Annotated in this window: 19 protein-coding genes; 8 read left to right on the top strand and 11 right to left on the bottom strand. The window is 36.4% G+C overall.

The features are described from left to right. Positions 1 to 2: 2 nt before the first annotated feature. The 3 genes from ACHZAX_RS02270 to ACHZAX_RS02260 are packed head-to-tail and all read right to left on the bottom strand — an operon-like array spanning position 3 to position 2,998. Positions 3 to 467: an NfeD family protein gene (locus ACHZAX_RS02270; RefSeq protein ID WP_101311290.1), complete on the bottom strand. Its 465-nt coding sequence runs from the start codon at positions 465 to 467 to the stop codon at positions 3 to 5. 26 nt (positions 468 to 493) lie between these two features. Further along, positions 494 to 778, bottom strand: a complete 285-nt coding sequence (locus ACHZAX_RS02265; protein WP_320017863.1) for an ATP-dependent Clp protease adaptor ClpS — start codon at positions 776 to 778, stop codon at positions 494 to 496. A gap of 15 nt (positions 779 to 793) precedes the next feature. Continuing rightward, positions 794 to 2,998: a hypothetical protein gene (locus ACHZAX_RS02260; RefSeq protein WP_320017862.1), complete on the bottom strand. Its 2,205-nt coding sequence runs from the start codon at positions 2,996 to 2,998 to the stop codon at positions 794 to 796. A 367-nt stretch (positions 2,999 to 3,365) separates the two neighbouring features. On the opposite strand from ACHZAX_RS02260, the gene bcp reads away from it, so the two are divergent. The 3 genes from bcp (at position 3,366) to dpp5 (ending at position 7,176) form a co-directional block, all read left to right on the top strand. Continuing rightward, on the top strand, positions 3,366 to 3,833 hold the full coding sequence (bcp, locus tag ACHZAX_RS02255) for a thioredoxin-dependent thiol peroxidase (RefSeq protein ID WP_320017861.1): 468 nt from the start codon (positions 3,366 to 3,368) through the stop codon (positions 3,831 to 3,833). A gap of 24 nt (positions 3,834 to 3,857) precedes the next feature. Beyond that, positions 3,858 to 4,883 carry a recombinase RecA gene (recA, locus tag ACHZAX_RS02250; RefSeq protein WP_101311294.1) on the top strand — a complete coding sequence of 342 codons (1,026 nt, stop codon included), beginning with the start codon at positions 3,858 to 3,860 and terminating at the stop codon, positions 4,881 to 4,883. A 196-nt stretch (positions 4,884 to 5,079) separates the two neighbouring features. Next, a complete protein-coding gene (gene dpp5 / locus ACHZAX_RS02245) occupies positions 5,080 to 7,176 on the top strand; it encodes a dipeptidyl-peptidase Dpp5 (RefSeq protein ID WP_320017860.1) in 2,097 nt (698 codons plus the stop codon). A 134-nt stretch (positions 7,177 to 7,310) separates the two neighbouring features. Here the strand turns inward: dpp5 and ACHZAX_RS02240 are convergent, their stop codons facing one another. Further along, a complete protein-coding gene (locus ACHZAX_RS02240; RefSeq protein WP_320017859.1) occupies positions 7,311 to 8,051 on the bottom strand; it encodes a DUF6261 family protein in 741 nt (246 codons plus the stop codon). A gap of 268 nt (positions 8,052 to 8,319) precedes the next feature. Between ACHZAX_RS02240 and ACHZAX_RS02235 the strand changes: the two genes are divergently transcribed. Beyond that, positions 8,320 to 9,225: a DMT family transporter gene (locus ACHZAX_RS02235; protein WP_320017858.1), complete on the top strand. Its 906-nt coding sequence runs from the start codon at positions 8,320 to 8,322 to the stop codon at positions 9,223 to 9,225. 46 nt (positions 9,226 to 9,271) lie between these two features. On the opposite strand, the gene ACHZAX_RS02230 is transcribed toward ACHZAX_RS02235, so the two are convergent. The 4 genes from ACHZAX_RS02230 to ACHZAX_RS02215 form a co-directional block, all read right to left on the bottom strand. Then, positions 9,272 to 12,391 carry an ATP-binding cassette domain-containing protein gene (locus tag ACHZAX_RS02230; protein ID WP_320017857.1) on the bottom strand — a complete coding sequence of 1,040 codons (3,120 nt, stop codon included), beginning with the start codon at positions 12,389 to 12,391 and terminating at the stop codon, positions 9,272 to 9,274. Positions 12,392 to 12,545: 154 nt separating this feature from the next. Continuing rightward, positions 12,546 to 13,379, bottom strand: coding sequence for a hypothetical protein (locus ACHZAX_RS02225; protein WP_101311299.1), 834 nt, complete (start codon positions 13,377 to 13,379; stop codon positions 12,546 to 12,548). Positions 13,380 to 13,669: 290 nt separating this feature from the next. Continuing rightward, positions 13,670 to 14,374 carry a LytR/AlgR family response regulator transcription factor gene (locus tag ACHZAX_RS02220; protein WP_218973162.1) on the bottom strand — a complete coding sequence of 235 codons (705 nt, stop codon included), beginning with the start codon at positions 14,372 to 14,374 and terminating at the stop codon, positions 13,670 to 13,672. 15 nt (positions 14,375 to 14,389) lie between these two features. Continuing rightward, the gene (locus tag ACHZAX_RS02215) at positions 14,390 to 15,454 is read right to left on the bottom strand and encodes a sensor histidine kinase (protein WP_101311300.1); all 1,065 of its coding nucleotides are present in this window, start codon (positions 15,452 to 15,454) and stop codon (positions 14,390 to 14,392) included. Positions 15,455 to 15,657: 203 nt separating this feature from the next. Here ACHZAX_RS02215 and ACHZAX_RS02210 point away from each other — a divergent pair, with 203 nt between their 5' ends. Continuing rightward, the gene (locus ACHZAX_RS02210; protein ID WP_320017856.1) at positions 15,658 to 16,293 is read left to right on the top strand and encodes a cysteine hydrolase family protein; all 636 of its coding nucleotides are present in this window, start codon (positions 15,658 to 15,660) and stop codon (positions 16,291 to 16,293) included. Here the strand turns inward: ACHZAX_RS02210 and miaA are convergent. Then, positions 16,290 to 17,204 (bottom strand): tRNA (adenosine(37)-N6)-dimethylallyltransferase MiaA, encoded by a 915-nt coding sequence (gene miaA, locus ACHZAX_RS02205; protein ID WP_320017855.1) that lies wholly within the window; start codon positions 17,202 to 17,204, stop codon positions 16,290 to 16,292. The genes ACHZAX_RS02210 and miaA overlap by 4 nt on opposite strands. A gap of 143 nt (positions 17,205 to 17,347) precedes the next feature. Here miaA and ACHZAX_RS02200 point away from each other — a divergent pair, with 143 nt between their 5' ends. The 3 genes from ACHZAX_RS02200 to smpB all read left to right on the top strand — a co-directional run bounded on the left by ACHZAX_RS02200 (position 17,348) and on the right by smpB (position 19,092). Continuing rightward, entirely contained in the window at positions 17,348 to 17,920 is a 573-nt protein-coding gene (locus tag ACHZAX_RS02200) for a Yip1 family protein (RefSeq protein ID WP_320017854.1), read from the top strand. Between the two features lie 101 nt (positions 17,921 to 18,021). Further along, positions 18,022 to 18,612, top strand: a complete 591-nt coding sequence (locus ACHZAX_RS02195) for a YIP1 family protein (protein WP_101311417.1) — start codon at positions 18,022 to 18,024, stop codon at positions 18,610 to 18,612. A 33-nt stretch (positions 18,613 to 18,645) separates the two neighbouring features. Further along, a complete protein-coding gene (smpB, locus tag ACHZAX_RS02190; RefSeq protein ID WP_101260304.1) occupies positions 18,646 to 19,092 on the top strand; it encodes an SsrA-binding protein in 447 nt (148 codons plus the stop codon). Positions 19,093 to 19,386: 294 nt separating this feature from the next. Here the strand turns inward: smpB and ACHZAX_RS02185 are convergent, their stop codons facing one another. Together ACHZAX_RS02185 and uvrA are read right to left on the bottom strand one after the other, a co-directional pair. Further along, positions 19,387 to 21,054, bottom strand: coding sequence for a nucleoside kinase (locus ACHZAX_RS02185; RefSeq protein ID WP_101311416.1), 1,668 nt, complete (start codon positions 21,052 to 21,054; stop codon positions 19,387 to 19,389). Positions 21,055 to 21,231: 177 nt separating this feature from the next. Then, a complete protein-coding gene (gene uvrA, locus ACHZAX_RS02180; protein ID WP_324292979.1) occupies positions 21,232 to 24,093 on the bottom strand; it encodes an excinuclease ABC subunit UvrA in 2,862 nt (953 codons plus the stop codon). Positions 24,094 to 24,123 lie beyond the last annotated feature (30 nt).

Genomic DNA, 24,123 nt, shown 5'->3' with positions numbered 1-24,123 from the left:
TTTTAGATAGGTTTTACAATTACAATCTTATCAACAATACCAACAACAACAACCTTTGTTTTTTCATCAACATAAGTACCTGTAGATCTTGCTTCAACAATTTTATTATCCAACTTCACCTTTCCCATTGGTGCAAGACGTGAAACACAAATCCCCTGATCACCAATAGTAATATTTTCATCATCCAGTTTTTGAACTTTAGAATCGACTTCTGTATTTAGCATTATTTTATTCCACGTTTGCGACTTTAAGGCTAAAACCAAAGATATCCCACTAAAAACAACAGCAGACAAAACAGTAAGGTGTCCTATAGAATTTCCATAATGGTGATAAGACATATAAATACCTCCGACTATCATTACCACACCTCCCAAGGCCGCAACTGTAATTCCTGGAATTACCAAAAACTCCAACAGTAAAAGAACAATACCAAATACGATAAGAAGTACAATGATTAATGCTGTCATTTGTTATAAATCTGGTTTATTTGAAGCTAAACAATATTTACTTTCAATCCTTTTTCTGCTAACCTATCCCTCATAGGTTTAATGGTGCTCATATCTCCTTTTTTCACATCACACTTCCCCTTATAGTGAGTGATGTAAGCGCACTGTTCTGCCTGATCAGGATTATGACTGCAAACATCAACCAATGCATCAACAACAAAATCGAAGGTATGAAAATCATCATTAATCAGCATCAATGTATTGCGGTTTAAAAGATCGCTGATTACATCGCTCTCTTCTTTATCTGTATGTGTTTTATTAATCCCTAACATTATCAATCTCCTCTATTATTGTCTAAGTATTTCGAGTGCTTGCTGAATAGTTATTTTATCGTTATCTGAAAATGCCACAGTAAAAGCATCCACTAAACCGGCCTCACGAAGTTCCATTTTCAATTTACTCACTTTGCTGTAAGAATCAAAATTACCAACAGTGCAAATCGTATACCCTCTGTAATCTTTGGAATAGTCTATTGGGTACTTTGAGAAATTTTCCAATTTTAACTTAACATCCTCAGGAACTTCACCGGAATATGCTCCCACCTGAACTCTAAAATTAACATGATCATCTGTAACTGTCTGGATTGCCTTTGTATTAACAACAGCAGCCACAGGTTGAGGCTCAGGCTTATAATCCTGATCGGTTGCCTTAATTGCTGTACTTAAACTGGTTTTAATACCATCCTTATAAGCTACAACAAAAGCATTGGGAAACAATTGACGAACTTCAGGAATTTTTTTCTTTGCGTCAGCAAATGTTGAGTAAATTCCTACCATGTATTTATACAATTTCCCATTCCCAACAATTTCTTCCTTCACGTCATCTAAACCCGAGAAGAAGCCTGATTCTGCTCTGTTAGAGAATACGCCGACCTGCAAATGATAAACATATCCATCCTCAGTTTTATTCACAATTTTAGCACCAGACCTTGAATTTGTGGAAGGAATTATTTCCGAACTCATTACCAATTGTCCTTTACTGGAAGGAGCGTGCACCTCTGCGGTGACAGTTCCAATAATATTTTTATTCAGATAATCTGATTCCTGAGATTGAGCCTTCAATAATTTATTTTCGGCCTGTTTACTCAATTCGAAGGACTTCTGTTCCAGTTTAGATATCTTATTAGCCAAAACATTATGAGGCATTCCTTCCAAACCATTCAACTGGCTTCTTAAATCTTCCGTCCCATCAATTAAACTATCCGAATTAAACTGGTCATTTTTAGCTTCAATAAAAATCTCCCTGGCCTCGCTCGATTTAAACTCATTCAAATAATGATACGTCAATTCACTGGTAACCGGAAAATTAAAGTATGGAAAATCTTCTTTGTTATATTTCATCGAATAAGAAGGTTCTTCCGCACCTTGTTCAAATAAATTTCCATCGACATTACTGCTGCCCACATTTAATATTGCAATATTGGATAACAGATCAGGGTTCATCACTACTTTTTGTTCCGGATAATCAGCTAATTTTATTTTGTAGATAGTTACTTCATCCTTCCCATTCTCCCTGCTTGAAGTAAAACAGGCATACTCATCGTTCAAATCAGTTGCAAAAAACAAATCGTTAGATGTCGAGTTAATCGGAAATCCCATATTTTGAGGTTCACTCCAAGTGTCAGATATTTCATTGTACACCGATCTGAAAATATCAAATCCTCCCATACTAGTGTGACCTTGAGAGCAGAAGTAAAGAGTTCTTCCGTCATTCGACATAAACGGATATGCTTCATCGTAAACAGTATTTAGAGAGTTTAGTGCTTCCCATTCTCCCCATCCACCGTTTCTTAATCGTTTGGCACGATACAAATCCCGTCCTGTCTTTTTATTTTTCCCATAACTTGAAAAGTAAATATACTGTCCTTTATTTGCCAGACAAGCTACCTCTTTATCTCCTTCACCATCATATCTGGATGTAAGAGATTTATCTTTCTTTGACAACCGGTCCTCAAAACCTTCAATATCGTAGTGCCTAAAAAATTCACTCCTGTTTACTACCTTTTTATTTTTTACATCAACCACATAATAAGAATTTACCAGAGGTAAACCATTCTGACACATCTCAATTAACCGATCGATACCAATCGATTTCTTTTTATAATATTCGCGAAACTTCCGATAATACCTTATTGCGGAATTAAACTCATAATTCATATGAAAAGCCCGTCCCAAATAATATGGAACCGATGCATTTACATTTTTCGTTGATGCAATCTTAAGATGCTGAATTGCCTCCTTTATATTTTCATTCACTTCAACCTGACAAACTCCCAGATAATAATTGTATTCCGGATCCTGAGGATACACATTTATTAATTCCTGATACAACGGCAATGCATTAATAAAATTCTCCCCGTCGAAGAATGTAAAAGCCTCCTGCTCAATCTGCTGTTCTGTTTTCCCTCCACTAAAGCTTTGTGCAACCGAAAACTGGAGGAAGAAAAAAGAAAGAAAAAGTAAACTGTAGTGTAATCTCATTTTATTATTCATAGAATCAATTTCTTGAAAATGGAAATTGGGAAAACAAAGAATGCTTCCCTCCAATTAACAACCAAAAAACAATAAACCTCCTGCAACGTATCATTTACATCAACAAAAACCTCTTGTAATATGCAGGATCTAACAAAAAGTTAAGATAGTAATTATTTTATAACAAAGATAATATATAATGTGTAAGTACGAAATAACAAAACAGAGATTAAGATTAACAAAATAACGAGTTGAAAAAATAAAAAAGAAATCCATTCATCATGTTTTAGAAGCTTTTTTTTTTAACTTCAGTGGTTGATAATTTTAACGCTAAAAATTCGTGCCTCTATGCATATAAAGGTATATTTGCAATTCAAATTCTGAATCCATGACAAACTTAAAAGAAGGAGATAACGCACCGGAATTCACTGGTTTAAATCAAAATGAGAAAGAAATAAAACTTTCTGATTTCAAAGGTAAAAAAGTCATTCTGTACTTTTATCCGAAAGACAATACTCCCGGATGCACTGCGGAATCGTGTAATTTAAACGAAAACTACGATGATCTAACAAAAAAAGGATTTGAAGTAATTGGGGTAAGTCCGGACAAAATATCATCGCACCAAAAATTTGCTGCAAAGTATAATTTAGCATTTAATTTAATTGCTGATACAGAAAAAGAAATTTTAGATGCATATGGTGCCTGGGGTGAGAAAAAGTTATACGGAAAAACTTATATGGGAGTTTTGAGAACAACTTTTGTAATTTCGGAAGAAGGAATTATTGAGAAAGTATTTACCAAAGTACAAACAAAAGATCATACCAATCAGATTTTATCTGAAATGGACTTAGTGTAGAAAATAAATAATTGAAAATATATTATGAGCGCAAAAGAAGTTGTAGAAATCAACAAGGAAAAGCTAAAAGCACTCCAGTTAACCATGGAGAAAATTGATAAAACCTACGGTAAAGGTGCCATTATGAAAATGGGTGACAATGCCGTTGAAGATATTGCAACCATTTCAACAGGATCTCTATCCTTAGATATGGCATTAGGTGTGGGCGGACTTCCAAGAGGAAGAATCATTGAAATATACGGACCGGAATCTTCAGGTAAAACTACTCTGGCCATTCACGCTATTGCTGAAGCACAAAAAGCAGGAGGTATTGCTGCCATTATTGATGCAGAGCATGCATTTGATCGTGCATATGCTGAAAAATTAGGTGTTGATACTGAAAACTTATTGATCTCTCAACCGGATAATGGGGAGCAGGCTTTAGAGATTGCTGACCAGCTGATCCGCTCATCTGCAATTGATATAATTGTTATTGACTCGGTTGCAGCTTTAACTCCTAAAGCTGAAATTGAAGGCGAAATGGGTGAATCGAAAATGGGACTTCAAGCCCGTTTGATGTCTCAGGCTTTACGTAAACTTACAGCGAACATCAACAGAACCAACACAACCTGTATTTTCATCAATCAATTGCGTGAAAAAATTGGTGTGATGTTTGGCAACCCTGAAACTACAACCGGTGGTAATGCACTTAAATTTTACTCTTCTGTTCGTCTGGATATCAGAAGAATCGGACAAATTAAAGATGGTGATGAAGTGAACGGTAATCACACCCGTGTTAAGGTTGTGAAAAATAAAGTTGCTCCTCCATTTCGAAAAGCTGAATTTGACATTATTTACGGGGAAGGAATTTCCAAAACAGGTGAAATCATCGATCTTGGGGTTACTTACAACGTAATTAAAAAGAGTGGATCATGGTTTTCTTATGGCGATACTAAATTAGGACAAGGTCGCGAAGGAGTAAGAAAACTTCTTATTGACAATGTTGAATTGGCTGAAGAATTAGAAGCTAAAATTATTGAAGCAATCAATAATCCAATAGCTGCAGTATAATTTTTCTGCAAAAAAAATACATAGAAAGACTCTCAATAAAATTGAGGGTCTTTTTTCTTATAAAACGAAAACACCTTCTATCTAAACTTAGAACATATCGCGTCTTTATAGTACGAACAAATCAATTATTAAATGTTCTTCGTATTTCTTACATTTACGGTGCTGAAATAAATTAACACAACAAACCTATACAATCATGACAAACAAAAAACTTTTGTTAGGCTTGGCAATTGTTACAGGATTATCATCCTGTCAACAAAAAGCTGAGGAACCAAAAGACGATTCATCGTACAAAACACCGGAAACCAAACTAGAGTCGGATGTAATGACTCCTGAAGTTTTATGGTCATTCGGACGTCTTGGCGGAGAGAACATTTCCCCTGACGGCAAAACAATCTTATACGGAGTAAGCTATTTCAACAAAGAAGAAAACCGCTCGTACCGAGATTTATATACTCTTCCTGTTGAAGGTGGCGAGCCTGTTCAGTTAACAAATACAGAAAAAAAGGAATTCAACGAAATTTGGAGGCCTGACGGCAAAAAAATCGCATACATTAGCTCTGCCAGCGGAACCACTCAAATGTGGGAAATGAATCCTGACGGAACCAATCCTGTTCAGGTTTCGGATATTGAAGGAGGCATTGATGCATTCAATTACTCACCTGACATGAGTAAAATATTCTATCTGAAAGAAGTACAATTGGAAAAAGCAGTAAAAGATTTATATCCGGATCTTCCGAAAGCAAATGCCCGCGTAATTAACGACATGAACTACCGCCACTGGGACAGCTGGGTAGATACATACACTCACATTTTCCTTGCTGATTACAGTGAAAAAATCACATCAGGAAAAGATATTATGCCTGGTGAAAAATGGTCGGCTCCGGTAAAACCATTTGGTGGAACCGAACAAACAGCCTGGTCACCCGATTCAAAAACCCTGGCCTATGTGTCCCGCAAATTACAGGGTGTGGAATATGCAAAATCGACCAATTCGGACATCTACTTTTATGATATCGCTTCCGGCGAAACCAAAAACATGACGCAAGGAATGATGGGCTACGATATGAACCCGGTATTCTCGCCCGACGGCAGCAAGATGGCTTGGGAAAGCATGGAAAGAAATGGTTACGAAGCTGACAAAAACCGCTTATTTGTAATGGATTTGGCTACCGGCGAAAAAACTTTCTACACAAAAGATTTCGATCAGAATGCTCAATCATTAACCTGGACTGCCGACAGCAAAAGTATTTATTTTATTTCGGGATGGCATGCCGTTCAGGAAATCTACAAACTTGACCTGGCCGATGGCAATATCAAACAAATAACAGAAGGCATTCACGATTACCATACAATACACATTGCCGGTGATGCACTAATTGCAACCAAAGTATCGATGTCGAAACCAGCTGAAATCTACAATGTAAATCCGGCAACGGGTGAAGCAAAAGAGATTTCATTTGTGAATAAAAATATTCTTGACCAACTTGAAATGGGCAAGGTTGAAAAAAGATGGATCACCACCACCGACAACAAACAAATGTTGGTTTGGGTAATTTATCCTCCTCATTTCGATGCCAGCAAAAAATATCCTGCTTTGCTTTATTGTCAAGGTGGTCCGCAGGGAACAGTTTCACAGTTTTGGAGTTACCGCTGGAATTTCCAGATGATGGCAGCCAATGACTACATTGTAGTGGCACCCAACCGAAGAGGTTTGCCCGGTTTTGGACAGGAGTGGAATGAACAAATTTCCGGCGACTATGGCGGTCAAAACATGAAAGATTACTTAAGTGCTATTGATGCAGTAAAACAAGAACCGTTTGTTGACGAAAACCGTTTGGGTTGCGTTGGCGCTTCTTACGGTGGATTTTCAGCATACTGGCTGGCCGGACACCACGAAAAAAGATTCAAAGCATTTATTGCTCACGACGGCATGTTCAATTTGGAAGCTCAGTATTTAGAAACCGAAGAAATGTGGTTTGTAAACTGGGATCTTGGCGGTCCTTTCTGGGAGAAAGACAACAAGATTGCTCAACGCTCTTATGCTAATTCACCACATAAATTTGTTCAGAATTGGGATACTCCGATTTTAGTTATACACGGCGGAAAAGATTACCGCATTGTTGAATCGCAGGGAATGCAGGCATTTAATGCAGCACGTCTGCGCGGAATTCCTGCTCAGTTTCTTCATTTACCTGAAGAAAACCATTGGGTTTTGGGCGTTCAAAACGGAATTTTATGGCAGCGTACTTTCGCCAACTGGCTTGACAAATATGTGAAAGAAGCAAAATAGAATTTAAAGAAATTTACAATACCGAATCCCCATCAAACGAAAATCTGATGGGGATTTTTATTTCCATTTAAATTTAAAAATCATCGTCTTTACCGCTCAATAGAAACAACAAAAACTGAACAATGGAAGAGAATTCAAATTCTTTCATCCTCTTTCTTCCTATTTGCCCATCTGGTTCTTCGTGCTCTTATTACCTTGTTTATATCCGCCAATTCGATTTCGGCGAGCCTGGCTAAGGGCCCATAATTATCAGGATCTACCTGTCGGAAAGTGAATAAAAAAGGAAAAATATCATCATTTAATATTCGATGCACCATATGAGCCTGTGCCGTTGTCTGCACGCTTTGTTTACGTTTAACCTGCTCATTATTGGTTAATCGGTAAAGCGCTGTCAATTGATCAAGGCTCAGGTGTAAAACAGTTAAATACTTCTCGATTCCCTTTAGTTTATCGGTATCAGGTTTTAGTTTTCCTGATAATAGTCTCTCAATTAATATTTGCAAACCAGAAATTTTTTTTTCCAGATTTTTCTTGTGAGTATCTGCACCAATGGCTGCAAGTTGCCCCCAAACTCTCCCTGCACTGTTTACAATCTCCTTATCGGGATGATGTAAGTAAGCCTTTATCATATACTTTAAGCCAACAAATAAACTTGCTATTTGACTATTCAGCTTTTTCATCTCCAAAGTATAAGCACCATTACGCACGGTTCCAAATGAATCTTGAAGAATCTTATTTTGAATGTTTAACTCTTCCAGATTCAGGTGCAGGTGATCATTTATTTTTGGCTTCTTCATTTTCCAGAAGTCTACTATCGCAATTGCAATCATTCCTACCTCAATTGCTTTGGCATGTGCTAATAATTGTTGATTCATCGGATTATTTTTCTGTACTAAAATAATAAACCATTAAGATACATATATTTTACAACTAATAAATTACATCATCTTATCATTAAAATTATTTTTACACCTTATAATTAGTAATAACTACTATTTATATGCTATTTTATATTGTATTAATAGCTTAAACGTATCGGTTTAGTTATTTATATAACACAATAAACTACGTAAATATTAAAACACACTTCTTCTCAGAGATCAACTAAAAATCCCTAAGTTTACAGAAAATTTACCGAGCCCCATGAAGAAATTCCTATTCTCAACTACCGTATTGGCCATATTTGCATGCTTGCTTTGGGCAACTCCATTTACAGCAATTAAAATAGGTTTAAAATACACTACCCCGCTTCAATTTGCTGGTATTCGATTTCTCCTTTCGGGATTAATTATTCTTCCCTTCATTAAAGATTTGAAGTATAAAATCCAGGAATCGAAAAAAAGATGGCGGTTCATTCTTTGGGTAGCTTTGCTGCAAACCACTTTCCTTTACGGATTGTTCTATACGGGAATTAGTTTTGTTCCGGGTGCTTTGGCGGCCATGTTAATTGGTGCGCAACCTTTGTTCGCAGCTATTTTTGCCCATTTTATGCTTACTAATGACAAGATGAGCTGGAAAAAAATATTTGCCATTATTTTAGGAATATGCGGCGTGTGTATTATTAGTTTGGGCAGGGCTGATTTTGTTCTGACAACAACAATTCCACTTGGCGTAGGAATTTTAATCCTTAATAACATTGTAGGAAGTACCGGCAATGTAATTGTGTCGCGTGATGCAAAAGACATGCCTCCACGGGTACTGGCTTCCTTTTCGATGATCATTGGAGGCGCCGTACTGATGCTAATCTCTATTCCCATCGAAAATCCGTCGTGGACTACGATTTATTCAGGTGAATATTACTTTTCCCTGGCCTGGCTAGCTATGGTTTCGGCATTTGCCATCACCATTTGGTTTGGTTTGCTGCAACGTCCCGGCGTAAAAGTTTCCAATTTAAATACATGGAAATTTATCGTCCCAATTTTTGGTGCTTCATTAAGCTGGTTAATTCTTCCTGATGAACATCCTGATTTGCTCTCAATTATCGGGATGATTGTGATTGCCTGCAGTTTGCTTTTTGTTAATTATCTGAATCGAAAAGTAGTAAAATAAAACTCCAACAAGTTCAATGACTTTGTCAGCTGATTCAAATTAAGTGCTACTTCCGTTTCTTTTCTTTATGAACCAGCTTAATCCCTTCGATGTAGTTCATTACTTTTCTTAACACATCAGACCATAAGCACAGAAACAAAAAGCCGGTGCCCAGCCAAACTACAGCAAGATTGAACCAAAATGTATCGATATAAAAACTGCCGATTCGTTTTACCGGAGAATAAAAATGAGAACGTCCAAATCTCGAATCCGGATACATTAAAACAGGATCTTTCTTCTGAATCAATTGATCATCTACTTCAATCATTTTATTAATTTCCGTTTTATTCAAAACCAAATCAGCCAAACCATTATTGTAATATTTTTGCTTAAACTCATAAACACCATCGTGCCCCAAAGAATCGACCAAACGGGAATACTCAAAGTCTTTTTTATAACCAGATTCACTTGCCAAACCCAAATAGTAAAGCTTTATCTTATCCAAAAAACTCCTGGTTTGTTCGGCAACATTTAAATTAAAATCGTGAACATTCAACTTCTTTAACTCAGGAAAAATATCTATTCCTGCTTCACTTCCCAATTGAGAAATCTCATTCCTAATCATATCAAATTGATCCTCTGTATCGTCTGAATTTTTTTCAAACTCGATACTTCGTTCGCATTCCAGTAAAACAGATTCAATTTTAGGAATCAAAAATGAACTTTTAAAAGAGGCATCACTAATTCCTTTGTCAAACTCAAAGAAGTGTTTCTCAAATTTATTGTCTTTAAACTGAGTAACTGCCAAAGCTTCGTAAGCCCAGCGCGTAGTCATAAAATCGCCAACAATTGGGACGTAAACCTTATCAGTAATCCCGGCATGCAGATCATCAAATTTAATCATTGCCCCTCCCAACAAGAGCTGAGGAACCAGAATTAAAGGAATTAAGATATAAATAGTAATCACGGAATTCAATCCTGCCGAAATATTCAATCCGATCATGTTCGAAAAACATGAAGTTGTGAACAATACCAACCAATAGGAAAAAAGCATTCCTTCAACCTCCAAAATATAGTTGCCAACCAATACAAAAGATAAAGATTGAATTGCAGAGAGAATAAATAAGAAGATGATTTTAGAGCTGAGATAACTTAGCCTGCATAAGTTTAGAAATTTCTCCCGTTGTAAAATCCTTTTGTCCCGAATAATTTCTTCGGCACTTACGGTTAATCCCAAAAACATAGAAACCACAACCGACATGAATAGAAAAACCGGAAAATTTTTATTCTCACCAAACACATATCCTGCATCGGTAGTGTACTTTGTAAAATAACCCAATATCACGGCAAGTAGTGGCGCCTCAAACAAATTAATTATCAGGTATTGCTTGTTGGTTAATTTCGAAAGAACATTCCGAATCCAAAAAATTGAAAATTGTTTTAATTTTCCTGGAATCTTAAAATCACTTTGTGGTAATTTTTTATCGGCACGCAATGGCAAATGATTGGATTCTATATTGTCCTTATATTTCTGATACCACTCCACTGGAAGAATTCGTCTCTCGCGGGTTGGTTTTCCCTGATCATCAATCAATTTGGTTTCAACAATCTGCAATATCTGTTCAGGATTTACATTTCCACAAGTTACACACTCACTCTCGGAAGCATTTACCTGCGAATTCTGAGTCTTGAAGTAAACAATTGCATCAATCGGATTGCCGTTATAAATAGGATAACCACCACGATCGAGAATCCAAAGCTTATCGAACATCTTAAATATTCCAGACGAAGGTTGATGAATATTGGCAATTACCAATTTGCCCTTTAACGTTTGCCTCTTAAGCAGATTCATAACCATTTCCGAATCGGTAGAAGACAAGCCGGATGTAGGTTCATCTACTAACAGAATAGCCGGTTCCCGCATCAGCTCCAAACCGATATTTATCCTTTTCCGCTGTCCTCCGCTAATAAATTTGTTTAATGGATTCCCCACTTTAAGGTCTCTCACTTCATACAGATCCAAATCCTGAAGTATCTTCAATACTTTTTTCAAGATTTGAATTTCACTGTACTCCTTAAAGCATAACTTGGCGTTATAATACAGATTTTGAAAAACACTCAATTCCTCAATCAATAAATCGTCTTGCGGAACAAAACCAATCAATCCCTGAACTGCCAATTTATTTCTATGAATATCGTAATCATTAATACGAATTTCACCATAATTTAAACTTAAATTTCCATTCAAAACATTGAGTAATGTGGACTTACCAACACCACTTCCTCCCATGATTCCAATCAGCTGCCCACTCTCTTCCGAAATATTAAATTTGTGTATTCCATTGTTTGAGTTTCGAAACTTAAATTCAATATCCTTAGCCGAGAATATTATTTTCTGCTGCGACTCTTCCTTCAAAAATTTACCGGCAATATCCGAGAAATAAATTGATTTAATATTGGGCCCTTTAATTATCGAACCATTACTTAACTGGTAAGTTTTATCCGGTTTTATTTTGTTTCCCTCCAGATAAAGATTTAACTCTCCCTCGTATTTGAATACCAATAAATTCACACTCTGTGCGAATAGAACAACAATTCTTCCATACAAGTTGTCACAGAACAAATGCTTAAAATCGTTTTCTGTCTTTTTTACATCTTTCTTCATGAACCAAGACAGATTCTCGGACCACTCTGTCACCTTATTATCGATGATCAGGAACTTACTTTTGTCGTATTTATCGAGCGTATCACCCCAAACAAAAGCAAGACAATTGATAAATTCAGATCTGGGTATTTTAAAGCTTTCCGCAACAATACTAATAAACTCAAATTCATTTTCGCTGACAATCTTATCTTCATAAACGAATTCCAGCAAACGCAGCAAAACAATCAAACGTTCTTCCTGAACCAATTCTGCTTTTATCTTAGTACAAACCTTGGAGGCCTCTGTTAATGAAAGAATATTGGCTTGCTGAGAATGCACATTTGCCTGATACTCCATCTCACGACGGTAGAATTCAGAATAGTTCTCAAATAATCGCAGATACTCAACCTGGAGTTCGAAATTCACATAGCGATTCAAAAAACCTTCTACAATTACTTTTCCTTCCCGCGAAACACCTTCTTCTTTGGCATTGGCAACAATGGCAAAAAGGTGCATTAGTGCATTTAAAATCGATTCCCCCATTTACTTTCTCAGAATTTATGGTTTGCCTTTACCAGACTATTTTTAAAAATACAATTTATTTCGTAAACAAAAGGATAGTTGAACCAATGATCTTGGCATAAAAAAACTGCCTTCCGAAAAGAAAGGCAGTCACATATCTTGTTACATCGAACAATTACTGAACGATAGAATCTCTAAGTTTAGCAACACTAGTGGTAATTTCCTTAAGCTGTTCTTCATCCATACTTCCATCAACAATCTTATCATAGCTAAGTTTAAGGCCATTTAATTCTATCAATAAAGAATCAATATTAGGATCCTTAGCCTCTGGTTCCAATACCGACAGCAATTTCTCCAAAACTTCCTTTTGATCAAAAATTACTTTTACAATTTCCGGATTAGAATAAGTATTCTCAGAAATATGAGTTGCAATATACAACCCTTCAATAAAGCTACCGCTAACAACCATTAGTGATAGATTACCTTTGGCATTCTTATTTAAAAACTCATAAGTATCGTAAAACGAATTTGTAATTATTTTCACCAACTGATCTTTATCATCCAAATTCTTTTCAACCTCTTCTACAAGAGTTTCATTATAAGCACTGGTAATTTCCAGATTATCAATCAAAGCTTTTGATGCTTTCAAAAACAACATTGTTTCCTGCTTGCGCTGATATGTACTTGCATAACTCAAATCTGCACTATACACACCAAGATTCAAGGCTCTGGCTTTTTCAGTAAAATATTTATCAGCATTCTCTGATGAATTAGAAAGGCCTAATATATAATCAGCACCAATACGATTCAACATCGAGGTCAACTCAAAAGTGGTTGGAAGAGGATAAACTACATCTTTCACCTCATTCTCAATTGCTTTCTTTAATAAAGGCTTCACGGTCTGTCCTTCAGTATTCTTTTTACCAACTGGCTTACAGCCAACAAAGTTAAAAGCTAAGACAACTACTACAAGAAAAGCAATATAACGGCAATTAGTCAGTTTTTTCATGGATTTTCATTTTTTTTAAATCAAAAATTCAACTTTTTCAGGCCTAAATTTAACAAAAAGGGAGCGAATTACAAGCATGAAATCCCCAATATATTTACACTTCTTAATTCCAGTTTTCAATGCTCCAAACATAGTAGAAATTATAAGTTTAAACCCATCTCATATTCCATAACAATACACACTTCATTTTTACTGCGAATCAATCAGATACAAACACAGCTTTACACACAAAAAGAGGTCCTGCAAAAAATTCCACAGAACCTCTTGAAAAACAGAACTTGATTATAATATTATGCCGGATGTATTCTTTGAAAGAAACTCTGTTTGTAATTATTTCCAATTGGAATCGTACTCTTTTCCATGTGTACCATGTTTCCTTCTATCGATTTAATTTTCGACAAGGATACGATGTAGGATTTGTGAATCCGGTAAAATTTATGCGATGGCAGTAAACGCTCAATTCCTTTCAGTGATTGATAAGTTACAACATGTCCTTCCTTTGTAAAAATCTTAACGTAATCGCCTAAAGCTTCAACATATAAAATTGAGTCGAGACTAATATTAATGGTTTTCTTATTAGCCTTAACAAAAATAAATTCCCGCTCGTCCTTATCTGTTTCCTGCGGTTCCGCCCCACCTCTCACTCTTTCCTCTGCCTTTTGAACCGCCTGTAAAAATCGCTCAAATGAAAAAGGTTTTTTCAGATAATCCAATACATTCAGCTCATAACTCTCCAAGGCATACTCCGTGTAAGCCGTGGTAATTACTACCATGGGTGGATTTTTATAGGTTTTCAAAAAATTGATTCCGCTCAAACGAGGCATATTAATATCCAGAAAAATAAGGTCGACCTCTTGCTCCTGCAAGACTTCCATTGCCTCAATAGCATCGCTGCATTTCCCTTTCAGCTCAAGCCCTGGCAATTCCGAAATATATTTTTCCAAAACCCGCTGTGCCAACGGCTCATCATCAACTATTAAACATTTCAACTTCATAGGATCTAAACTTAGTTAGGACAAATCAATTTGCAGGCTAATCTTAAAAAGGTTATTCTCATCTTTAATTTCCAGCCGGTGTTTTTCAGGATACAGTAACTCCAACCGACGAATTACATTTTTTATTCCAATACCACCATTCTTTTCATTCTCTTTATTCCAACCATTCTCCGATCGGTTCTCTATTGACAATTCAATATGATTCTTATCTTCAAAATTAAAGAGAATATTTACAAAACCACCATTATTCCTTCCGTAAGAACCATGCTTAAATGCATTTTCGATAAGAGGTTCAAACAAGAGAGGGGCAATTTTGCTTCTTGCTGCGTCACCTTTCACTTCCATTTTTACCGGAATACTATCATCCAATCTAATTTTCTGTAAATCCAGATAATTCTTTATAAACTCCAGCTCTTTCTCCAACAAAACGTAACGATCATTGCAATCGTACAAAATATACCGCATTAAATCGGATAACTTCAACACTAAACCAGGCGCTTTATCCGATTTATCAAGCGTAAGAGAATAAATGTTATTTAGCGTGTTAAACAGAAAATGTGGATTTATCTGAGCCTTCAGTGCCTTCAGTTCTGCTTCCAGTTTCTCCTTTTCAATATCTTTTAATTGAAATGATAATTTTTGCAAAACAAACCACTCTCTCATTAAGGATAAAAAACTGGTAACCCCAACATAAATAAATGTGAAAAATGCAAAATTGAACCATACAACAAAAGTCAACTCCTCGAAAAACTGTTCCCCCTGCACAAATCGTCCCAAAGGATAAACCAACAAAAAATCAATAAAAAAAGCCGCCAAAGAAATCACTCCCAACAAGGAAATGACATACAGAAAAAACCGTTGCCTCTTAAACAGCAATGGAATCAAAATAAGCAGATTAAAGTAAACCGCCGCAGCAAAACACAGATTGAACACAAATGTCATTAAAACAGGTTCTAATCTTAGTATGTTTTTAAAATTACTTGCCACAAACATGGTGAACAACCAAAACGTAAAGGCAAGCACCCAAAACAATATATGATAAGCAATCCGACTAGGGGATATCTTTTTTATGTTAGTCATAAATATTCTCAACTATGATTTTCAAAATTAAAGTAGAAAAGAATTAATCAGGAGTGAAAATTATTCGTTGTCACATGCAATTCTCCCGTTAAAAGGTGATAATTTTCAGATGTCTTACACCGAATAAGTAATGTTTTGATTTTGATATCTTTTTATGCTGTTGTAATATTGTAGTAAATACAAATTTAAATAAGGAACACTCTATGTTTGCAAAAGATATTTTATTTTGGAATGTTGACACTCAATTTGATTTCATGAGTGCATCAGGGAAACTATACGTTCCTGGTGCTGAGCAAATTAAACCTACTCTAAAGCAAATAACTGCTTTTGCAAAAAGCAATAATATTCAGGTAGTTAATACTGCTGATTTTCATTATGCCAATTCAAAAGAATTGTCTGACACTCCTGATTTCGTTACAAGTTTTCCACCGCATTGTATGGCCAATACCTCCGGAGCCGAATACATGAGCGAAACAATACCAGAAACTCCATTTTCAGAAGTATTTTGGAATAGTAAGTATTCGGAGAAGGACATTCGTGATTTTATCATCAACCGAAATATTGTAATTCGAAAAGATGCTTTCGATGTATTTCAAGGAAATGAGAACACTAACGCAGTACTGGAACTAATTGCACCTAAAAAAGTTTTTGTGTATGGCGTTACAACCAATGTTTGCGTAGACTTTGCTGTTGTTGGTTTAGCCAAACGCGGCATTTCGGTTTACGTAATTGAGGACGCAATTAAAGAATTACCAAATATCCCCCTCCCCTTTTCCAAGTGGGATCAATTAAAGGTTAAAAGGATCACATTTGCGGAAATTGAAAAACACCTGAATTAAAGAGCAGCCAGTTCTTTTACTTTTTGCACTTTCTCCTCTAAAGGCATAAAACCATCCAGCCAATGTATATTTGAGCCGCTGCGTTCCATTTTCCGAAACCAGGTCATTTGCCGTTTTGCAAATTGATGAATTGCCACCTCCAGACCACAGAACATTTCATTGTAAGTTAGATCGCCAACAACATACTGTGTTAAAAATTTATATTCCAAACCATAATATATCAGATCTTCAGCCGAAACTCCCGATTGCATCAAAGCCTCAACTTCTTCAACCATTCCTGATTTTAGCCGCTCTTTTAAGCGCTGAGTAATTCTCTCCCGTCTAATTTCACGATCAAACTTAATTCCTATCAGCAATGGATTCAGCTGCGGGTAATCCATTTCAATTTCCGGATGTGAAGCATAGTAACGTTCTATTTCAATCGCACGAATGGCTCTTTTTTGTGTTTCTAAATCGGAATTATTGTGCACTTCTTTGTAAGAACGAAGAATAACGCCTAGCTCATCCATGGATTTATCAAGCATTGTATCCCGAAAGGCCTGATCTTTTGGAACGGCAATCAGCTTATAGCCTTTCAAGGCTGCCTCCAAATACATTCCCGTTCCTCCGCAAACAACAGGCATTTTCTTTTTTGCGGTAATCTGCTCAAAAGCCTTTACAAAATCCTGCTGAAATTCATAAACGTTGTATTTATAACCGGCATCAGCAATGTCAATCAAATGATAAGGAATTGGAGTTCCATCCAAAACATATTCATCCAGATCTTTACCCGTACCCAAATCCATTCCACGGTAAATCTGACGCGAATCGGCACTAATGATTTCGCCGTTAAATTCCTTTGCCAACTTTACAGCCAGACTTGTTTTTCCGGTAGCGGTTGCTCCTAGTACAACTAATAGGTTATTCTGCATCTTAAATATTTTTTCCGAACTTAAAACGATCCGTTTTTGTTTATCCGGATAATGTTTATCTTACAATAAGACAAGACTGTGTATGTAAACTACGCAGTAAAATTACTTTAAGTTTTTTGAATTCACCAATAACTCTATTCAATATGACAAACCTAAGTGCATACAAACACAGTCTACTCCTTTTTATTCATCCTGAACAAACCTGGAAATCGATCTCAACTGAAGACCACAGCCCAAAACAATTATTCTTAAGCCTTTTGCTCCCCTTACTATTCTTAATGGCCATTTGTAATTTTTCAGGTTATCAATTATTCGACCAAAATCCTTCTCAACACATTAATATGCACTTATTTTCGGCAAGTGCAACATTTTTATTTTCCATTCTATCCATCTACATTTCCACACTTCTTGTTAGTAAATTTGCACAATTCAAAGATAAAAAAGATAGATTTAACCGAGCTTTCACTCTTGTTGGTTTCTCCTTTATCCCAGGTATTTTATTCAATTCACTGGCATTTTTAATTCCCACAATAAACTACCTGACCATTTTAAGTCTTTTTAGCTTTTACATCCTATACAAAGGAATATCTCCCATACTATCTATTCCTGATGATAAAAAATCGGGTTATTTTACATTTATACTGATTGGTTTACTTTCTATATATGCCGTTTTAGGAGCATTTTTTATTGGAATAGCCAGCCTTATGGGATTTTAATAAAATAGCTGTAACAGAAGCCTACAATTTTGCGAAAAAGCACAGTAAATTAAAAAAGCTTGTTTAATTTTGATATCAATCAATATTAAGAAATTACAGCAATGAATTTTCGCATACAAAAAATTACATACTCTTTCTCCAGATGGTTTAATCTGCTTATTGAACCAAAAAAGGAGTGGGAAGCTATTGCTCTGGAAACACCCGATGTGAAATCTATTTTTATACATTTTGCATTTCCTGTAATTGCCGTCTGCTCACTTCTTTCTTCCATCGGAGCTTTCATCCACACAGGAAGTCTTAGCATTGTGATTTCTCAATTTATTGTTTCTTTTATTTCCTTAAACCTGGGTTTTTTAACGGCCGGAAAAATGATTGAACTATTGGCTCCTAACTTCCAATTACAAATTAAGACATCAACTATCTATCAATTAATTGTATACAGTGGAGCTGTTTTCTGTTTATTCCACAGTTTTGCAAAATTATTTTCACCCTACTCTTTTCTTAATCAGATATGTCTGGTTTTCGAATTGTATTTTATTCGTGTTTTATGGTTGGGAATATCTCCTCTGCTTCCTATAGCCGAAAATAAAAAACCAGGCTTTACAATTGTAGCCAGTTTGCTTATTTTAGTTCTCCCACTAATATTTGAACGAATGTTTTCCGTTATTTTCAAGCTTCCGGTTACAATTTAAATCGTAAATTTGTCGGGCAATAAAGAATTTACAATGCAGAAAATAAATATCAGAAATAAAAAAGCAAGCTTCGAATATGAATTCATCGAAACCTTTGTAGCAGGAATTCAACTATTTGGAACCGAAATCAAGTCCATACGTGCAGGGAAAGCAAACATAGGAGACTCCTTTTGCTACTTTAGCGCAAATGAACTTTACGTAAAAGAAATGCACATTTCAGAATACAAATTTGGTTCATACTATAATCACGAAGAAAAAAGAGAACGAAAACTCCTTCTTAACCGAAAAGAGTTGGATAAATTGGATCGAAAAACTAAAGAAAGTGGTTTAACCATTGTTCCTTTGAGAATTTTCCTGAACGAAAAAGGTTTTGCAAAAATGGAAATTGCGCTTTGCAGAGGAAAAAAACACTACGACAAAAGGGAAAGTTTAAAACAACGCGATCACAAAATTGAGATAGACCGTATGATGAAGAGGTAGTTAGCTCAATGCATCATTTTTTATTAAAAAAAACAAGATATTTCCTTCCAGAACTCCTTCTTTTTATCCTATATTTGCACCCCGGTTCTAAAAACCCAGGCAAAATCCATTTTCTTACTTTTTAACAGAGTATTAACAAGCTATCAACAGTGTTGATTAATTGTTAATAACTTCTAAATACCCCTATTTTAGATCAACGCAACTGTTAACAACTAAAAATTCCTGTTTTAGTCAGTAAGGATATTAACAACCAAAACAGGAATGAATATGAACAGGGAAAAAGTTATTAACAAACTAATACTCAAAAGTACTTCCACCTAGAAACTCTCTCATTAAGGAAGTAGGAGGTATTTCAGCATCGCTGATTGGAAGAAAGTAACTAAAAAACTTTAACAGCCTGTTTGCTTCCGAATATTCTGCCTGATTGGGCTGAATCTCTTTCAATATTGGTTCTGCATATCTCTTTAAAACACCCAATTCGTACTGAAGAGCTGAATTAAACATCACATCAGCCTCTTCCTGATACGGGAAAATATTTTTTTCTTCACCACGCCTAACACTCGGCCAACGACTAATCGTATCAAAAGCACTGTAATTTCGATATTTATGATCCCGAACAATCCTTCGAATCAGACGGTTATCTGTTGATGGAATCCTGTTGTGACCATCAATAGAAATTGAGGTTAAAGCAGATATATAAATTCTAAATTTTGAATCATCGGCAATAAGAGGAGTTAATTTTGGATTCAGAGCATGAATTCCTTCCACAACTAAAACCTGCTTGCCATTAATTTTCAACTTTTCTCCGTCGAAATAACGAGTACCGGTTTCGAATGAAAACTTTGGCAACTCAACCTCTACACCATTCAGAAGATCCACCAAATTCTCATTAAAAAGGCGAACATCCAAAGATTCCAACGCCTCAAAATCGTACTCTCCATTTTCATCTTTAGGAGTTTTTTCCCGGTTAACGAAGTAGTTATCCAAAGACAAATTTACCGGATGAAGACCAGCAACTTTAAGCTGAATGGCTAATCTTTTTCCAAAGGTTGTTTTCCCTGATGATGAAGGTCCGGAAATCAAGATGAGCTTTACATGCTTTCTTTTCTTTCTGATTTTATCTGCTATTTGAGAAATTTTCTTCTCGTGCAAAGCCTCCGATATTTTTATCAGCTCTGAAATATTGTTATTCTCCACATAGCCATTCAAATCACCAACATTAGCAATATTTAAAACATTTCCCCAACGTTTGTATTCACTAAATATCTTTAGCATTTTTTCCTGAGGAATAAAGGTTTCCGTTTCCAAAGGATTTCTTCGTCCAGGAGTCATAAGCAACATTCCCTGGGCAAAGGGCAATAAATCAAACACCTTCAGTTTGCTTGTAGACGGAACCAAAAAACCATAAAAATAATCAACACTATCGCCTAAATGGTAAACGGATGTGAATAGATTTCCCCGGGTGCGAAACAGACTGGTTTTCTCTTTCAAGCCCTGAGCTTCGAATAATTCTATTGCTTTCTCTGTTTCAATTTCTTCTCGAACAAAAGGCAGATCAGCCTCCATGATCTCAATCATTCTCTCTTTTATATTTTCAATATCATCAGGCGTAAGCAGTATGTTCTTATCTGTTATCCGACAATACAAGCCATTCGAAATTGAATGCTCGACCCTGAAACCTGCTTTTGGATACAAATCATGAACTGCCTTGTAAAGAAGGAAACACAATGAACGGACGTACATTCTGCGCCCATCTGGATGTGTTCCATCCACAAACTTTACATTTTTAGGCTTGTAAATTTCATAACTTAACTCTTTAAGCTTATTATTAACCATTGCTCCAAGCACAGCCCCATTAGGTTGTGGCTTGAGATCTGCAAGTATTGTCTGAAGATTGGTGCCAATTGGATAAGATCTTTTCTCTTTTATATCTTCAAAATAAATATCAATCAATTTTCCCATAGAATTCTAAATTTACAATGTGCCCGGTTATGATTATACTGTTTTTAAAGATAACAATTAGGATGTCACATTTAAAAGCTGTCGGGTTAATTTTTGTTAAGCTTCACACAATCCCAATTTAATAAAAACAAAAGGATCTCTATTTAGAGATCCTTTTCATTAAATTTCAATTGTAAATTATTTCATTTCATCTTTCAGAAACTGAGCAGTAAATGATTTCTTGCATGCAAGCAGATCTTCGGGTGTACCCTCAAACAAGATTTCGCCACCATTCCGACCTCCTTCAACTCCAATATCAATTACGTGGTCGGCAACTTTAATTACATCCATATTGTGCTCTATCACTACAACTGTATTTCCTTTATTCACCAATCGGTTCAATACCTCAAGCAAAACTCTCACATCTTCGAAATGCAAACCTGTAGTTGGCTCATCGAGAATGTACATAGTTTGCCCGGTATCTCTTTTGGCCAGCTCTGTTGCCAGTTTCACCCTTTGCGACTCACCTCCCGAAAGAGTTGTAGATGGCTGTCCAAGAGTTATATATCCCAATCCAACATCCTGAAGAACCTTCAGTTTCATTTGAATAGCAGGAATGTGTTCAAAAAATTCCACCGATTGATTAATGGTCATATCCAGAACATCGCCAATCGATTTTCCTTTGTAACGCACCTCTAAAGTTTCCCTGTTGTAACGCTTTCCGTTGCACTCATCACAATGCACGTAAACATCAGGCAGAAAATTCATTTCGATGGACCGAACTCCAGCCCCCTGACAGGTTTCGCATCGGCCGCCTTTCACATTGAAAGAGAATCGTCCGGCCTTGTATCCACGAATCTGCGACTCCGGTAATTTCTCGTATAACTTTCTGATATCACCAAATAAATTGGTGTATGTAGCCGGATTGGATCTCGGTGTGCGACCTAAAGGCGATTGATTCACCTCTACAACCTTGTCGATATTCTTTATCCCGCTAATTTTTTCGTACGGCAAAGGATCTGCAACCGACCGATAAAAATGCTGAGATAAAATTGGCTGCAGTGTTCCATTTATCAAGCTTGACTTGCCACTTCCCGAAACACCGGTAACGCAAATAAATTTACCCAAAGGCAAAGTAACATTTACATTTTTCAGATTATTCCCCGTACAACCTTTCAGGCTTATTGTTTTTCCATTCCCTTCCCGTCTGCTTTCAGGAATGATAATTTTCTTATCACCATTTAAGTAGTGGGCAGTTAAACTATCACCTTTTAAAATATCAGAAGGTGTTCCTGCAACCACAACCTCTCCACCATGCTTTCCGGCAAATGGTCCCATATCAACCACATAGTCGGCTGACAGAATCATATCCTTATCGTGCTCAACAACAATTACTGAATTCCCCGAATCTCGCAGTTGCTGCAGTGAATAAATCAGCCGCTGATTGTCTCTTTGATGCAAACCAATACTTGGCTCATCGAGAATATAGAGCACATTAACCAACTGAGAACCTATTTGGGTAGCAAGTCGAATGCGCTGCGATTCTCCACCCGAAAGAGTAACAGAACTTCTGTTAAGAGACAGATACTCCAAACCAACATCAATCAGGAAGCCTAAACGTGATCGGATTTCCTTTAATATCTCCTGAGCTATAATTTGCTGTTTTTCATTTAAGTGCTGTTCCAAATCCCGAAACCATTCACTCAACAAGCCCAGATCCATCGTTGATACATCTGAGATATTTTTATCGTGGATTTTAAAATGAAGAGATTCTCTTTTAAGACGATTGCCATTACAGGATTCGCAAACTTTTGTGATGATAAATTGCTCCGCCCATTTTTTAGCTTTTTTCGATGTTACATTGCTTTCCTGATTTGAAATGTACTTAATCACTCCATCGAAACTAAGAAAGTAATTGGAAGATGCGCCCAATGGTGTATTTTCCAATTTGAATGTTTCGCTGGAACCATCCAAAATAATGCTTAGCGCCTCATCGGGTATTTCTTTTATGGGCGTATCCATCACAAAATGATACTTTCGGCCAATCGCTTCGAGCTGCCAAAATATCAATGAATTTTTATATTTTCCCAAAGGAACAATTCCACCTTCACGAATACTCAAATTCGCATCCGGAATAATCTTATCCATATCGATGGCATTTACCCGCCCCAAACCTTTACATTTTGGACAAGCTCCATGCGGAGAATTGAATGAAAAACTATGCGGTGCCGGAGTATTGTAGGAAATTCCAGTGGTAGGACACATCAGCAGGCGACTGTAAAACCTCACTTCATCAGTATCCTTATCCAGTATCATGGTAATTCCCTTTCCATGTTTCATTGCGGTTTGCACAGATTCCTTCAGACGCTTATCTCCAACCTCCTCAACTACCAACTTATCAATCAAAACTTCAATGTCATGATTTTTATACCGATCGACTTTATAGCCATGGTACAGCTCAACAATTTCACCATCAACACGCGCGTAGAGAAATCCTTTACTCCTGATCTGCTCAAACAACTCTTTATAATGACCTTTACGGCCTTTTACAATTGGAGCAAGAATAAGAATTCTTTTATCGCTGAACTTTTCATGAATTAAATTGATAATCTGCTCATCGGTATATTTCACCATTTCCTCGCCCGTTTCGTAAGAATAGGCTATACCTGCTCTGGCATAAAGAAGTCGAAGAAAATCATATAATTCGGTAATGGTTCCAACTGTGGAACGAGGATTTTTATTGGTCGTTTTTTGTTCGATGGAAATTACCGGACTCAAACCAGTAATTTTATCTACATCCGGACGCTCCATTCCGCCCAAAAACTGTCTGGCATAGGCCGAAAAAGTTTCTATGTATCTCCTCTGACCTTCGGCATAAATTGTATCGAAAGCCAAAGAGGATTTTCCACTTCCGCTTAATCCTGTAATTACCGAAAGTTGATTCCTTGGGATGCTTACATCTATATTTTTGAGGTTATGAACACGGGCACCAAAAACCTCAATGCTTTCAGTTTCCAGACGCTCTTCCCCATTTCTATTCTTGCTGTCTTTGATACTCAATTTACAATCTCCTTTTACACCCTTTAATTT

This window comes from Labilibaculum manganireducens, assembly GCF_963665805.2.
Taxonomy (GTDB): Bacteria; Bacteroidota; Bacteroidia; order Bacteroidales; family Marinifilaceae; genus Labilibaculum; species Labilibaculum manganireducens.
This window is presented reverse-complemented; position numbering and strand designations above follow the sequence as displayed.

Coding starts and splice junctions, on each gene's coding strand:
- ACHZAX_RS02270 (WP_101311290.1), bottom strand. CDS start 467: ATGACAGCATTAATCATTGTACTTCTTATCGTATTTGGTATTGTTCTT.
- ACHZAX_RS02265 (WP_320017863.1), bottom strand. CDS start 778: ATGTTAGGGATTAATAAAACACATACAGATAAAGAAGAGAGCGATGTA.
- ACHZAX_RS02260 (WP_320017862.1), bottom strand. CDS start 2,998: ATGAATAATAAAATGAGATTACACTACAGTTTACTTTTTCTTTCTTTT.
- bcp (WP_320017861.1), top strand. CDS start 3,366: ATGACAAACTTAAAAGAAGGAGATAACGCACCGGAATTCACTGGTTTA.
- recA (WP_101311294.1), top strand. CDS start 3,858: ATGAGCGCAAAAGAAGTTGTAGAAATCAACAAGGAAAAGCTAAAAGCA.
- dpp5 (WP_320017860.1), top strand. CDS start 5,080: ATGACAAACAAAAAACTTTTGTTAGGCTTGGCAATTGTTACAGGATTA.
- ACHZAX_RS02240 (WP_320017859.1), bottom strand. CDS start 8,051: ATGAATCAACAATTATTAGCACATGCCAAAGCAATTGAGGTAGGAATG.
- ACHZAX_RS02235 (WP_320017858.1), top strand. CDS start 8,320: ATGAAGAAATTCCTATTCTCAACTACCGTATTGGCCATATTTGCATGC.
- ACHZAX_RS02230 (WP_320017857.1), bottom strand. CDS start 12,391: ATGGGGGAATCGATTTTAAATGCACTAATGCACCTTTTTGCCATTGTT.
- ACHZAX_RS02225 (WP_101311299.1), bottom strand. CDS start 13,379: ATGAAAAAACTGACTAATTGCCGTTATATTGCTTTTCTTGTAGTAGTT.
- ACHZAX_RS02220 (WP_218973162.1), bottom strand. CDS start 14,374: ATGAAGTTGAAATGTTTAATAGTTGATGATGAGCCGTTGGCACAGCGG.
- ACHZAX_RS02215 (WP_101311300.1), bottom strand. CDS start 15,454: ATGACTAACATAAAAAAGATATCCCCTAGTCGGATTGCTTATCATATA.
- ACHZAX_RS02210 (WP_320017856.1), top strand. CDS start 15,658: ATGTTTGCAAAAGATATTTTATTTTGGAATGTTGACACTCAATTTGAT.
- miaA (WP_320017855.1), bottom strand. CDS start 17,204: ATGCAGAATAACCTATTAGTTGTACTAGGAGCAACCGCTACCGGAAAA.
- ACHZAX_RS02200 (WP_320017854.1), top strand. CDS start 17,348: ATGACAAACCTAAGTGCATACAAACACAGTCTACTCCTTTTTATTCAT.
- ACHZAX_RS02195 (WP_101311417.1), top strand. CDS start 18,022: ATGAATTTTCGCATACAAAAAATTACATACTCTTTCTCCAGATGGTTT.
- smpB (WP_101260304.1), top strand. CDS start 18,646: ATGCAGAAAATAAATATCAGAAATAAAAAAGCAAGCTTCGAATATGAA.
- ACHZAX_RS02185 (WP_101311416.1), bottom strand. CDS start 21,054: ATGGGAAAATTGATTGATATTTATTTTGAAGATATAAAAGAGAAAAGA.